General features: G+C 35.2%; 16 protein-coding genes. 10 read left to right on the top strand and 6 right to left on the bottom strand.

Annotation, left to right across the window (positions count from 1 at the left end):
- Nucleotides 1-98 precede the first annotated feature (98 nt).
- Entirely contained in the window at nt 99-536 is a 438-nt protein-coding gene (locus FN817_RS00595) for a hypothetical protein (RefSeq protein ID WP_142716254.1), read from the top strand.
- Between the two features lie 44 nt (nt 537-580).
- Here FN817_RS00595 and FN817_RS00590 read toward each other — a convergent pair whose 3' ends face one another.
- The gene (locus FN817_RS00590) at nt 581-1,858 is read right to left on the bottom strand and encodes a replication-associated recombination protein A (RefSeq protein ID WP_142716253.1); all 1,278 of its coding nucleotides are present in this window, start codon (nt 1,856-1,858) and stop codon (nt 581-583) included.
- Nucleotides 1,859-1,958: 100 nt separating this feature from the next.
- Here FN817_RS00590 and yidD point away from each other — a divergent pair, with 100 nt between their 5' ends.
- Both yidD and lgt read left to right on the top strand, forming a co-directional pair.
- Complete coding sequence (gene yidD / locus FN817_RS00585) at nt 1,959-2,210, top strand: membrane protein insertion efficiency factor YidD (protein ID WP_047423501.1); 252 nt, start codon at nt 1,959-1,961, stop codon at nt 2,208-2,210.
- Nucleotides 2,211-2,659: 449 nt separating this feature from the next.
- Nucleotides 2,660-3,541 (top strand): prolipoprotein diacylglyceryl transferase, encoded by an 882-nt coding sequence (gene lgt, locus FN817_RS00580; protein WP_142717029.1) that lies wholly within the window; start codon nt 2,660-2,662, stop codon nt 3,539-3,541.
- Nucleotides 3,542-3,640: 99 nt separating this feature from the next.
- On the opposite strand, the gene FN817_RS00575 is transcribed toward lgt, so the two are convergent.
- A complete protein-coding gene (locus FN817_RS00575) occupies nt 3,641-5,158 on the bottom strand; it encodes an NAD(P)H-hydrate dehydratase (RefSeq protein ID WP_142716252.1) in 1,518 nt (505 codons plus the stop codon).
- Between the two features lie 245 nt (nt 5,159-5,403).
- On the opposite strand from FN817_RS00575, the gene mscL reads away from it, so the two are divergent.
- On the top strand, nt 5,404-5,781 hold the full coding sequence (mscL, locus tag FN817_RS00570) for a large conductance mechanosensitive channel protein MscL (RefSeq protein WP_142716251.1): 378 nt from the start codon (nt 5,404-5,406) through the stop codon (nt 5,779-5,781).
- A gap of 70 nt (nt 5,782-5,851) precedes the next feature.
- Here mscL and FN817_RS00565 read toward each other — a convergent pair whose 3' ends face one another.
- Together FN817_RS00565 and FN817_RS00560 are read right to left on the bottom strand one after the other, a co-directional pair.
- The gene (locus tag FN817_RS00565) at nt 5,852-6,811 is read right to left on the bottom strand and encodes a D-2-hydroxyacid dehydrogenase (RefSeq protein WP_142716250.1); all 960 of its coding nucleotides are present in this window, start codon (nt 6,809-6,811) and stop codon (nt 5,852-5,854) included.
- An 87-nt stretch (nt 6,812-6,898) separates the two neighbouring features.
- Entirely contained in the window at nt 6,899-7,309 is a 411-nt protein-coding gene (locus FN817_RS00560; RefSeq protein ID WP_047376850.1) for an LNS2 domain-containing protein, read from the bottom strand.
- Between the two features lie 317 nt (nt 7,310-7,626).
- On the opposite strand from FN817_RS00560, the gene idi reads away from it, so the two are divergent.
- Genes idi through gcvT form a run of 3 tightly spaced genes read left to right on the top strand, consistent with a single transcriptional unit; the run spans nt 7,627 to nt 9,696 of the window.
- Nucleotides 7,627-8,136, top strand: a complete 510-nt coding sequence (gene idi / locus FN817_RS00555; protein ID WP_142716249.1) for an isopentenyl-diphosphate Delta-isomerase — start codon at nt 7,627-7,629, stop codon at nt 8,134-8,136.
- Entirely contained in the window at nt 8,137-8,610 is a 474-nt protein-coding gene (locus tag FN817_RS00550) for a hypothetical protein (RefSeq protein ID WP_142716248.1), read from the top strand.
- 9 nt (nt 8,611-8,619) lie between these two features.
- On the top strand, nt 8,620-9,696 hold the full coding sequence (gene gcvT / locus FN817_RS00545) for a glycine cleavage system aminomethyltransferase GcvT (protein WP_142716247.1): 1,077 nt from the start codon (nt 8,620-8,622) through the stop codon (nt 9,694-9,696).
- Nucleotides 9,697-9,760: 64 nt separating this feature from the next.
- Here gcvT and FN817_RS00540 read toward each other — a convergent pair whose 3' ends face one another.
- Nucleotides 9,761-10,489 carry a hypothetical protein gene (locus tag FN817_RS00540; protein WP_142716246.1) on the bottom strand — a complete coding sequence of 243 codons (729 nt, stop codon included), beginning with the start codon at nt 10,487-10,489 and terminating at the stop codon, nt 9,761-9,763.
- Between the two features lie 433 nt (nt 10,490-10,922).
- On the bottom strand, nt 10,923-11,276 hold the full coding sequence (locus FN817_RS00535) for an arsenate reductase family protein (protein WP_142716245.1): 354 nt from the start codon (nt 11,274-11,276) through the stop codon (nt 10,923-10,925).
- A gap of 113 nt (nt 11,277-11,389) precedes the next feature.
- Here FN817_RS00535 and FN817_RS00530 point away from each other — a divergent pair, with 113 nt between their 5' ends.
- The 3 genes from FN817_RS00530 to FN817_RS00520 all read left to right on the top strand — a co-directional run bounded on the left by FN817_RS00530 (nt 11,390) and on the right by FN817_RS00520 (nt 13,594).
- Nucleotides 11,390-11,857, top strand: coding sequence for an acyl-CoA thioesterase (locus FN817_RS00530; RefSeq protein ID WP_047432118.1), 468 nt, complete (start codon nt 11,390-11,392; stop codon nt 11,855-11,857).
- 77 nt (nt 11,858-11,934) lie between these two features.
- The gene (locus FN817_RS00525; RefSeq protein WP_228451430.1) at nt 11,935-12,723 is read left to right on the top strand and encodes a sugar phosphate isomerase/epimerase family protein; all 789 of its coding nucleotides are present in this window, start codon (nt 11,935-11,937) and stop codon (nt 12,721-12,723) included.
- Nucleotides 12,724-12,751: 28 nt separating this feature from the next.
- Complete coding sequence (locus tag FN817_RS00520) at nt 12,752-13,594, top strand: GLPGLI family protein (RefSeq protein WP_142716243.1); 843 nt, start codon at nt 12,752-12,754, stop codon at nt 13,592-13,594.
- The last annotated feature ends 27 nt before the right edge of the window (nt 13,595-13,621 follow it).

Genomic DNA, 13,621 nt, shown 5'->3' with positions numbered 1-13,621 from the left:
TTTATTATAAATAAAATGTAAAACAATCTGAGATTTCATTCACATTTTATAAAAAATAACTATATTTATCACGTTTTTAACAGTTACATATTCTGATTATGAAAAAATTACTCTATTCTTTTTTAATACTCTCTTCGGCTACTTTATTTGCACAGCAAAAAAATCCTGCTGTGAAGTTTGCAGTTGCTGACAACGCTATCGGAACAGTAGAATTGTTCAATGCGAAAAAGAACATATTACAGGTTTCTAAAGTATACAATACTCCGGCAAGTCTTCCCCAAGGTTTAAAAAAATACAGTTCTGTTTTTACAAAAGGGGTAACTGAATACAAATTCAAAAACGGGGAAAATACATTAGACAGAATGTCATTATCCAACATCAACGCACAATATAATATTCCGGCAGACAATCCGGTATTTATTGAAGGTTATGAATTTACGGATACCAGCACAATGATCTATCCTGAGATCAAGAAAAGAGCTGAAACAAAAGATCACAACGGTAAGAAAGCATTGTTTATCTACACTACCGAATAACTTGAATAATATAAAAGGATGCCGTTTCAGCATCCTTTTTTGTTTTAATATTTATTGTTCCATTTTTTCTTAAGCTCTTCATAAATCTTCTTCTCGGTAGAATTATTACCGGGCTCATATAATTTCACATCCCTTATTTCTTCAGGAAGAAAGTCCTGTTCCACAAAATTTCCTTCATAGGAATGTGCATATTTATATTCTTTTCCATAGTCCAGATCTTTCATCAGTTTTGTAGGAGCATTTCTCAAATGAAGTGGTACCGGTAAATTCCCGGTTCGTTTTACTAAAGCCAATGCTTCATTGATGGCCATATAAGCGGAATTACTCTTAGGAGAAACCGCAAGATAGACAGCCGTTTCGCTTAATATGATTCTTGCTTCAGGATTTCCAATCACATTGATCGCCTGAAAGCAATTGTTGGCAACCACCAGCGCATTGGGATTAGCCAGCCCTACATCTTCAGCGGCCAGAATAAGCATTCTGCGGGCAATAAACTTAATATCTTCACCTCCGGCAATCATTCTTGCCAGCCAATACACGGCTCCATTTGGATCACCACCACGCATTGACTTGATAAAGGCGGAAATAATATCATAATGCTGTTCGCCGTTTTTATCATACAGCGCCATTGTTTCCTGAAGAACTTCAAGGACATCCGTATTAATGATTTCTGTTGTGGCTGAATTTTTATATTGATTCAAAACCAATTCTACAGAATTGATCAACTTTCTGGCATCACCGCCCGAGTATTGAATGAAAGCTTCTTTTTCAAGGATTTTAAAATCGGTTCCTTCATCTTTATTATATCTTTCAGAAGCAATATCAATCAATTCTTCAAGTTTTTCATAACTCAAAGCTTTTAAAATATAAACCTGGCTTCTCGAAAGCAACGCTGAAACCACTTCAAAACTTGGATTTTCAGTAGTCGCTCCTATCAGGACAATCCAGCCTTTCTCTACGGCATGAAGCAATGAATCCTGCTGAGATTTGTTGAAACGGTGAATTTCATCAATAAATAAGATGGGTGATTTCCCGGAAAACAAATTCTGTTTTTTAGCATCATCAATGACATCACGAACATCCTTCACACCTGAAGAAACAGCAGAAAGTTTATAAAACTTCCTTCCCGACTGTTCTGAAATGATTTCAGCCAGCGTCGTCTTTCCGGTTCCGGGAGGCCCCCAAAGGATCAGCGAATTCAGCGCGTTATTTTCAATCATTTTTCTGATTGTTCCTTTATCGCCGGTAAGGTGTTCCTGCCCCAATACATCGTTCAGGGTTTTGGGTCTTAATTTTTCAGCTAATGGAATATTTTGATTCAAAGTAATTCTATTTTAAGATCAATGTTCCGGATTTTTGATCACCGAAACTTATAACAAAATTAAACTAATTTTCATTTTTTTACCCTATTTTTGCATTGTTTTGAAACTTACATTCAATAAAATCATTACATTTCCGCTGGTAATTTTGATAAAATTTTACCAATGGTTCATCTCGCCCTTACTTCCCAAAAACTGCCGTTACGAACCTACCTGTTCTCATTATATGATTGAGTCTCTTCGGGTTCATGGGATCTTTAAAGGATTCTGGCTGGGATTTAAAAGAATTTTGAGATGCCATCCGTGGGGAGGCAGCGGTTATGATCCCGTTCCGCCCAAACATAAATGTCAATAATCAAACTATTAAATCAATAGAAAATGAATACTATTTTTTTCAGAATTTATCTTGTGCTGTTTGCGTTCACCACGCAGCTTTTTTTTGCGCAGGAATACCCTGGAGGTTTATCTGACGGAACTTTAGATATCAACGGAAGCAATGTTCCGGTAAAAATCTATTCTACCACAGAAATGGGAGACCTTACCGCTTTTCCGGACAGAGAATCAGATAAGAGTCAGTCTTTTGTTGTGATCCTTAACGGATCCAGCCTTGAACCTTCTTATTATAATTATGCAGCTTCAGCATTAGCAAGATTCAAAGATGCCAACTATCAGTTTTTTGATAAAAACTTTAAGCTGATCAATACCGCTGCTACTCAGGAAAATGTTACAACGTTTAAATATGCGGTAAAAACGGCAAAACCTATTACAGATTCTGATACCGTAGAACTTAAAACTCCATTCAAAATATGGGATCCATCGAAAGGAATTCATATCGGATCATTTACCCTTCACTTTTATAGTTTGATGTTTGTATTTGCATTTGGTTTCGGATATGTTTTAATGACGAGAATCTTTAAGATTGACAATATTAACCAAAGATACCTTGAACCCCTTTTCACATGGACTTTAATTGGAACAATCCTTGGGGCAAGATTAGGACATGTTATTTTCTATCAGCCGGAATTGTTTAAAGAGGATTTCTGGAGTGTATTTTTACCCATAAGTACAAAAAATGGTTTAAAATTCACAGGATTTTCAGGACTGGCAAGTCACGGCGCTACTATCGCTTTGATCTTCACAACTCTTTATTATTCCTTTAAAATCATCAGAAAAAATCCGTTCTGGGTATATGACAGATTAGGTATTGTAGTAGCTTTAGGAGGAGCGTTTGTAAGAATGGGGAACTTTTTCAATTCTGAAATCGTTGGTAAACCAGCTGATCCCAACTCTCCGTTTGCCTTACTTTTCCCACAGCAAAGCAGTGAATATGGTCTTACCGTACCTCGTTATCCAAGCCAGTTATTTGAAGCCGTAGGATACGTTCTTCTTTTCATTTTGTTATGGATACTGTACAGAAAAACCGATAAAAAATATCAGCAGGGATGGTTATTCGGACTGTTCTTTATTATTCTCTGGGCTATCAGGTTCTTTGTTGAGTTCCTTAAAGAGCCACAAGGTGACGAATTCATCCAGATCGGAGGTCTGAATACAGGTCAGGTACTTTCTATTCCGTTTATGATTGCAGGAGTTGTTATCATGATCGTATCTAAGAAATTTAAGATTACTCCGGAAGAAAATGAGAAACCTGAATACATAGAAAAAGGCAAGAATACTACTGGAGTTTAAAGGACTCCGGGTTTAAGATAAAAAAGGCAAATTTGTACTACTACAGATTTGCCTTTTTCTTTTCAAGTCTATTTAAAAAGCCGTTCAGTTCATTTTCTGTTACAAACTTCTGGCAACTTTCCTGTTCAGCTCCTCAAAAACGCTTCCAAATTCACCGATAACATCCGTAGGAAGCATAGATTCTTTTGAATGTCTTTCCGAAGCAAGATCAGCGGATCTTCCGTGAAGCCATATCCCTAAAATACAGGTTTCTTCTTCAGAATATCCTTGTGCTAAAAGTGAAGTCAGAATTCCGGTAAGGATATCCCCACTACCTCCTTTCGCAAGTCCGGCATTTCCCGTTATATTGTAAAATACATTTCCCTCCGGAGTAATAACTTGGGTATGATGATCTTTCAAAACAATATAAATATGATATTCCTTAGCCTTTTCTCTGGCCAGCTCAAGTCTCTTAAAAGAATTTTCTGTCCCTCCGAAAAGCCTTTCAAACTCTTTTGGATGAGGCGTAATGATTGATTTTTTGGGGATTAATTTCAGATTTCCTGTTTTTTTAGAAATGATGTTCAATGCATCGGCATCCAGAATCAGCGGGCTGGTACAGTTTTTCAGAAAGCTCAGAAAACTTTTCTCAGTATCCGGATGAGTTCCCAGTCCAGGTCCTATGCCACAGGTAAACTCTTTGTCTATCTCAAATTTTGTTACAAACTGTTCCCCTCCTGCTATAAACATAGCTTCCGGACAAGAAGTCTGCAGTATTTCATAACCACATTCCGGTGCCAGCGTAAAGGTCAAGCCTGCTCCTGTTTTTAAGGCGGATTGTGTGGCCAGAACGGCAGCTCCTATTTTCCCATAGCTTCCTCCTATGATTGCAGCTTTACCATAGCTTCCTTTATGGGAAAATTCCTGTCTGGGCCTGAATATAGATTCTATCAAGAGATCATCAATGATAAAATATTCCGCATTCGTGGTACCAGCATAGGTTTTGTTTAAATCAATATCCAACACTTCTACTTTTCCGGTATATTTTCCGGTTTCGGGATGAAGGAAAGTCCTTTTCCAGCATTGAAAAGTCAGTGTGTAATCAGACTTCAGAATAACGGGATCATTATCAAATATTTCATCTGAAGATAATCCGGAAGGAACATCAATGGATATCTTAATATTCTTTTTGGAGTTCAGCTGCTCCACAAGTCCTTTCAACTCCCCTTCCAAAGGTCTGGATAAACCTGTTCCGAAAAGAGCATCAATAATAATAGTTTTATCATCAAAATTATAGTGTTCGCTCTGATCAAATTTTCTGACTGAAATTCCTGATAAATCGCGGAGCCTTTTCAGATTAACCAAAGCATCGTCTGAAAATTTACGTTTGGAATCGCCTACAAATACATCAACATCAAATCCTTTGAGGTACAGTATTCTTGCTACCGCCAACCCATCTCCTCCATTGTTTCCGTTGCCACAGAATACGGCCAGCTTTTTATGATTTTTACAATGTTCCGAAATCCAGTGGGCTGCTGCCATTGAAGCTCTTTCCATCAACTGAATGGATGAAACCGGTTCATGGGAAATTGTAAAATGATCCCAGCTGCGAATCTGTTCTGCGGTAAAAATCTTCATAGGTGAAACAAACTTTTAAGCAAATTACAAAAGATTTTTCATTATGGTATCACGTCAATAATAAAAATAAGGAGACCTCATGAATGAAATAAAGGATCTGTATAAAGCTAAAATATTCATTAAATCCAATTCTATGAATTTATCATAAAACTCAATGTTTTGAGAATAAAAAACTATAAAAAGTAATGTTTTTTACATTTTTTAATTATATTTTTGTGTATATACTAATTAAAAAAATATAAATTATGGGATTTGTAAAAGAATTTAAAGAATTTGCCTTTAAGGGGAATGTTCTCGATCTGGCTGTCGGTGTGATCATTGGTGCAGCATTTGGTAAAATTGTTTCGTCTTTGGTAGAAGATGTAATCACTCCTCTGATACTGAATCCTGCATTAAAAGCAGCCGGTGCAGAAAATATTGCAAAACTTACATGGAACGGGGTTGCTTATGGGAATTTTATTTCTGCCGTAATCAGCTTCCTTTGTATTGCCATGGTTCTTTTCTGGATCATTAAATTTGCTAATAAAGTCAACAAAAAAGAGGTTCCGGCACCTGCAGGACCTACTGAAGATCAAAAATTACTGATGGAGATCAGAGATTTATTGAAAAGCAAGAATATATAATCTGATAACAATAATTCAAAATAAATAAGCACCTCAAGTTGAGGTGCTTTTGTTGTATAATATCATTCAATTATTGAATCTGTAAAATACTTGAAATCTGCTCAGCCAGGGAAAGTCCTATTCTATCCTGTGCTTCAAGAGTAGAAGCTCCTGTGTGAGGGGTAAGAGAGATTTTAGAATGATTAAGAATTTCTTTAGAAGGTGTTGGTTCGTTAATGAAAACATCCAATCCGGCAAATCTTACTTTTCCGGAATCTAACGCCTGAATTAAAGCTGCTTCATCAATAACTCCTCCTCTGGAACAGTTCACAACAGCTACTCCGTCTTTCATGATCTCAAATTCATTCTGACCAATCATATAGCCGTCTTTCTGAGCCGGAACATGCAGCGTGATAAAGTCTGAATGCTTTAAAACCTCCTGCAATGGCTCAGTTTCGATATCAACATTGATAAACTGGTTGTTATAAAACTTTACTTTGATACTCGCTTTTCCTACATTATTATCAGCAGCAACCACTCTCATCCCAAGCCCTAAAGCAATTCTTGCCACTTCCTGCCCGATTCTTCCCATCCCAACAATACCAATTGTCTTTCCTCTCAGTTCAATACCGGCAGCATATGCTTTTTTAAGACCTGAAAATTCAGTATCGCCTACCAAAGGCATTTTTCTGTTAGAATCCTGAAGAAATCTTGCTCCGGAAAATAAATGAGCAAAAACAAGCTCAGCCACCGATTCTGAAGAAGCAGAAGGAGTATTGATCACGTGGATTCCTTTTTCTCTTGCATAGTCTACATCAATATTATCCATACCTACTCCACCTCTTCCAATAATGTCGATAGATGGGCATCCGTCAATAATATCTTTTCTTACCTGCGTAGCACTTCTCACCAATAAAGTACGGATTTTGTGCTCGTTAATATAATCTACCAAAAACTCCTGTGGAACTTTTGTAGTAATCACTTCAAAGCCTTTTTCTGTCAATGCATCTATTCCAGATTGATCCAGGCCGTCGTTTGCTAAAACTTTCATAAAATATCGAGTATATTAAAAAATGAAAGATTTAAAAATTAAAGGAACCGGGTTCACATTTAATCTTTAAATCTTTGAATTATATTTTTATTCGCCGTCTTCTTTGAATACTTCAATGGTCACTTGCTTTTCTACCAAATCCGTAAATCTTCCTTTGTATCTTGTAGCTCTTACCAGGTGATTGTCTATCCAGTGATAATTTCCTCCTCTTGGTTTTCCGCAAAGTACGCTGTGGTATTTGAAACCATGCTTATCCAGCCAGTCAATAGTGATTTGTTTCAGATTTTCGGTTCTTGAAGTAAAAAAGCAGATCTGGTGCCCTTCATCATACCATCTGTTGACAGTTTCCAGTGCATCAGGATAAGGTTCGCAGGTAACCATTCTTTCCGGTTCTTCGTTGGGAACGTCATCTGTAATGGTTCCGTCGATATCTATTAAGTAATTTTTTACGCCATCCTTTAGAATAGGACTAATGTGTTCAATGTATTCTAATTCCATTACTAAATATTAAGTAACAAAGTTAGCGTTTTTACAACTATCAGGCACGTTAATCTTAGTTTAAGTTAAAAATATACTACAAAAAGTAGTATTTAAAGAATAATATCAATATTTTATCAACCATTTCATCTCAAATAGTTAAAATTTTTCGTTTTGATATTTCTTTTTATGATTAATATATAAGAGCAGCCAGAAAAGCAAAAGTAAATTTGCAGATTTATATATAAGCATTCTCTACTCTCTCAGGATTATTACAAAAAGCATGATGTTTATCTAAAAATTTCCAAAATACATTTATTACTCTTACATTTGTAGGAATGGAAGAATTTGTCGTTTTAGTAAATCCTGAAGATGAGGTTTTAGGGCTGATGGAAAAACAGCAGGCTCACATCAATGGCCTGTTGCACCGTGCTTTTTCTGTATTTCTGTTTAACAGTAAAGGAGAAATGCTTCTTCAGAAAAGGGCTTCAGGAAAATACCATTCTCCCAATCAATGGACCAATGCCGTGTGCTCACACCCAAGAGATGGGGAAACTTATAAGGAAGGAGCCCTGCGCAGACTAAAGGAAGAGCTTGGAATAGAGACAGAACTTTCAGAAAAATTCAATTTTATTTATAAAGCAGATGTTGGCAGCGGCCTTTGGGAGCACGAGCTTGATCACGTATTTGTGGGAAACTATGAAGCTGATTTCAATCTGAATAAAGAAGAAGTGGAAGATGTCAGATTCATCTCCCCTGAAAATCTGGACAAAGAAATCTCTGAACATCCTGAAAACTTTACAGAATGGTTCAAAATTATCCTCGAAGAATATAAACACCATTTTTAAATGATGAAGAAAATATTGTTTTTTTCTGCAATGTTAACGGGAAGTCTGTTTTTTGCCCAAAAAGCAAAAGTATATGAAAGTCCCAACTACTCTATTAATGTTCCTGACGGCTGGAAATCTACGAATGACAGCGAGATCATCAATATTTTTCCTACCAGCCAGATAGGAGCTATTACAATTTCAGAATATCATGATCTGACACTTCCTAAAGAAGAAGTAAAAAAATTCATCCTGGCACTTTATCAGTCACAAGATCAAGAGAATAAAGTGAAAGATAAAAAGGGACAGAAAGGATACACAGAATATCTGTATGAACACTTTGATGAAAAAGAGAAGCTGTTCTGGATAACAAAAGTTTTTCAGAAAGACAAAAACTTATATTTAGTTTCCATCAACTGTGGCCAGAAATTCTGGAACGGAAACTATATGACCCAATTCAATGAGACTTTTAACAGTTTTAAAATAAAGAAATAAAAATTAAATATGAAGAAAACAGCCTTGTACGACAAACATGTTTCTTTGGGAGCTAAGATCGTACCTTTCGCAGGTTTTGAAATGCCTGTTCAATATTCAGGGGTTACAGAAGAGCACTTTGCAGTAAGAGAAAAAGCAGGATTATTTGATGTTTCCCACATGGGACAGTTTTTCATCGAAGGGCCGGGTTCAAAAGACCTTTTGCAGTATGTAACGACCAATAATGTAGATACTCTTGAAAACGGAAAAGCTCAATACTCATGTCTTCCTAACGAAAACGGCGGAATTGTAGATGACCTTATCGTTTACAAAATGGAAGATGACAAATATTTCGTGGTTGTGAACGCTTCTAACATTGACAAAGACTGGAATCATATTTCAAAATACAATACTTTCGGGGCCAAAATGACCAATGCTTCTGATGAGATGTCATTATTGGCAGTTCAGGGACCTAAAGCTACTGAAATCCTTCAGAAACTTACTGAAGTAAACCTTTCAGAAATTCCTTACTACCACTTCACAGTAGGAACTGTTGCCGGAGAAAACAATGTGATCATTTCAAACACAGGATACACTGGAAGCGGTGGCTTTGAGATTTATTTCAACAATGCAAGTGCTGAAAAACTTTGGGACGCGGTGATGGAAGCTGGTAAAGAAGAAGGAATTATTCCTTGCGGATTGGCTGCCAGAGATACTTTAAGATTAGAAAAAGGATTCTGTCTATACGGAAATGATATTGATGATACGACTTCTCCTATCGAAGCTGGTTTAGGATGGATCACTAAGTTTGACAAAGACTTCGTTTCTAAAGATGTTTTTGCAAAACAAAAAGAGGAAGGAGTTACAAGAAAACTAGTTGGTTTCGAACTTACAGACAAAGGAGTTCCAAGACACGATTATCCTGTAGTAGATGCTGAAGGAAATGTAATCGGGAAAGTAACTTCCGGAACACAGTCTCCTATGAAGAAAATCGGGTTAGGTCTTGCATATGTAGACAAGCCTCATTTCAAATTAGGATCTGAGATCTTTATTCAGGTAAGAAACAAAAACATTCCTGCAAAAGTGGTAAAAGCTCCTTTTGTATAAAATACATAAAAACCGCAGAGTTGATCTGCGGTTTTTTATTTTTACTATTTCTCAGATAAGTAAATCATATATTATCTCCGTAACCTTCCATCCACCTTCTCATCTGAACTCTATGTGCCGGTGTCTCTTCTATTCCTCCAGCTAATGCATTCAAAATTCTATCCCAAAGATTTTTTTTCTTAGACTGGGATTCTTTTATTTCATTATAAGCAACCAAGTATTCCTGTTCGTATTGAAATGCTTCATCATCAGAATAGTTCCAGGGAATATGATTAAGAATATCTTCTGTTAGGCTATCAATCTCATCAGGTTCCAGTGTCTCCATTATTTTTAGTTTGAGATGATAGGTTTCAGATATTGATAGTATTTTGCTTAATGAGTTCTTTATATCTTCCCAGAGATTTTCCCATTTTTCAAGATTGCTGTCAATAAAAATGGCAGTCCCCATTCTTTCCATTGTAGCAAAATTATCTAATACTAAATTTTTATCTTCTTCATGGGTCTCCCAGATTCCTACTAAATTTGAAGCATCTTTTTCTTTAAACTTCTCTTCAATTTTTTCTAAGACCTTAAGTAATGCATTGGAGTTTTCTATAAGCTTAGCTTTTTCTCTTATCCATAAACTCATGATCGTACTGTCATTTGTAGTAGCAATCAGCTTTCCACAATCTTCAATTTTCTGTCTTATTTCAGTATCACTTGATTGAATTTCCTTATTTGTTGTCTTGATATCCAAAGAAAGTTTTCTTAAGCTTTGTACCGCTTTAATCACAGGATTAAATTGCTTTTCCATCATAATTGTTTTAATTATATCTATTTTAAAAGAATGAAATGTGTTTTTTAAAGTGAAGATAAATTTAAATATCCCACGCTCACTAATTTACAAACTTTATAATAAAATATTCAAATAACAATAAAAAACCACCCTTCTATCAATTAAATAAATGAAATAAATAAAATAAACATTAATAAATTAATAAAACACAAATAAAAAAGCAATGTAAAAATCAAAAATAGATAATTTTTTAAACAGAGTTCAAAGGAGCTTATATTATCTTTACATTTATTGTATAAAAAAAAGCTGTATCTCTACAACCTTTTTTATATTTAATAGCAATACAACAGACGGACCTGTCGGAATTACAAGCATCGCCTATTCCCGGCCTTGTAGAAATAACTCCACCTCCGGAGCCACACAAGACATTACACTGATTTAGAACTTTAATTTAATTCCCTCTGAAAAACTCTTGTAATGCAGCTACATTATTCTTGTCATTTCCTACAAAAATTTCTTTATCAGTAAGAAAGACAGGTCTTTTCAAAAAGGTATAATGATCTAATATCAATTCTTTAAAATCCTTTTCAGTTAAAGACTTTACCTCTAACCCTCTCAATTTGATCTGAGTAGATTTTTTACTGAACAATGCTTCGTATGACTTTGTTTTCTTGTACATTTCCGCCAGTTCTTCTTTAGTAATCGGCTCTTTTTTAATCTCACGAAGCTCCCAGCCGGTAAGATCAAATTGTGCTAAAATTTTTCTGCAGGTATCACATGTATTAAGGTGAAATACTTTCTTCATTATAGTTTCTATTATGTATTAAAAATCTCTTCATTAGGATTTCGTCATTCAAAAGTAGGATTTAATCTAAAACTTTGAAAATTATTAAATAACTTTATTCAAATTTTATAAAGATGCAGAACAAGCCTATTACTTTTCAGTTTATTTCGGAGCCTTCAGATGTGAATTACGGAGGAAATGTACATGGAGGAAGTGTTATGAAATGGATTGACCAGGCCGGTTATGCATGTGCGACAACCTGGAGCGGTAATTATTCCGTCACCGTATATGTAGGCGGAATCCGTTTTTATGACCCTATTAAAATTGGCGAAGTGGTAAAAGTGGATGCCCAGGTGATCTATACCGGAACCTCAAGCATGCATATCGCCATCAATGTTTTTTCAAGAAACCTGAAGCAGCCGAATTTTGAGAAAAAAACCCACTGTATCATCGTTTTTGTTGCTGTAGATGAAAATGGTAAAAAACTTCCTGTACCGAAATGGATTCCGGAAACAGAGGAAGAAAAACAACAGGAAATTTATGCTAAACGTCTGATGGAGCTGAGAACGCAGATTGAGGATGAAATGAAACCGTTTTTATAATGGAAAGAAAAGATTTCATTAGACTTTCATCATTGGGCTTTTTGGGGTTATATTCTTGTGGAGTTTCAAATTTCAATATGAATAAAAAAACATTAGCTATTCAACTCTACACTGTTCGTGATTCCATTTCCAACAATCTCGAGAAGACTTTTGAGAAACTGGCAGAACTTGGTTTTACCTCATTTGAAATCTATGGTTATGACGGAAAATTTTTCGGAAAAACGGCAAAAGAATTTAAGCAGATTTTATCTGCTCATGGTTTAAAAGTGATCAGTTCACATCACCAAACCGGAATTACAGACCTTAAAGATGGAACTCTTTTGAAAAACTGGGATACAACGTTGGAAGATCTAAGCATTATTGGTTCAACATATGCAGTTTGCTCTTACCTTCCTGAAGCGGAAAGAACACTTGAAAATTATAAAAAACTTCCTGATATTCTTGAAAATGCAGGAAATCTCTCCAAACAAAACGGCATTCAGCTGGCTTATCATAATCACGATTTTGAGTTTCTAAAAATGGATGAAAAGAATACTTTTTATGATTTCATCTTAGAAAATACTTCATCAGATACGGTTAAAATGGAGCTGGATTTATATTGGATTTCAAAAGCAGGTTTAGATCCATTAACTTATTTTGAAAAATATCCGAAAAGATTCCCATTGTGGCATGTGAAAGATATGAAAGCAGGAACAAAAGATTTTGCAGAAATCGGAAATGGAACTATTGATTTTAAAAGAATTTTTGAAGCCAGAGAAAAAGCAGGATTGAAACATTGGTTTCTGGAACAGGATTCCAGTGATAAAGATATTTTTGACAGTATAAAGATCAGTAAAAAGTATATTCTTGAACATTCCTACTTTTAGAGGAACCTGAATCTAAAAATATTTAATCATGAAAAAAATTTTACAACTCTTTTGTTTATTGATTATTATTTCATTGAGCTCACAAACCCACCGATTTATTTATGAGCTTCAATTAAAAATGGATTCTACTGAATCTGAATATCAGAAATTCAATATGAATTTAGATATTAATCCGAAAGAGGCAAAATTTTACGGAAGAAATCTTTTCATTGCGGATTCTTTGAATAAAAAATTCGGAAATATGGACAACAAACACGTTGACATGACCGGACAGGTGGTAAAAAGAAAGATAAACACTACTGAAAATGAAAATTTCATCAATATAAAATTTGGATATTACTCTTTTAAAACTAATGATAAAATAGCGTGGAACATTTCCAACGAAACCAAACAGATTCAGCAATATACATTACAAAAAGCAACGACTAAGTTTGGCGGAAGAAACTGGACAGCCTGGTTCTGTAAAGATATTCCGTTTAATGAAGGTCCTTTTAAATTTTCAGGACTTCCCGGTTTAATATTTGAACTATCTGACACAAAGAAAAATTTCATTTATCATCTTATCAAAAGTCAGAAACTGCCGGAAGTATACCCGACTGATGACTTTCTTGAATCCAATTTCGGAAATAAAGCTATCCCCATCAATGAAAAACAGAAACATAAGCTGGTCATGGAGTTTTACAATGATCCATTTGCTTTCGAGAGAAATAATTTCAGCAAATCCAATAGCGATCTGAGAATTAACATCAATGGAAAAGAAATCCATAATGTGGATGAACTGAATACCCAGACCAAAAGTATGCAGGAAGTGATAAGAAAATACAACAACCCGCTCGAAATCGATAAGGCTATACATTATCCAATCTATTAAAACACTGATTTATCTTTAAGTTTGGGC

Source organism: Chryseobacterium rhizoplanae (assembly GCF_900182655.1).
In the GTDB taxonomy this organism is placed as follows: domain Bacteria; phylum Bacteroidota; class Bacteroidia; order Flavobacteriales; family Weeksellaceae; genus Chryseobacterium; species Chryseobacterium rhizoplanae.
The sequence above is the reverse complement of the archived record's forward strand: the minus strand, read 5'-3'. Positions and strand labels throughout refer to the sequence as shown.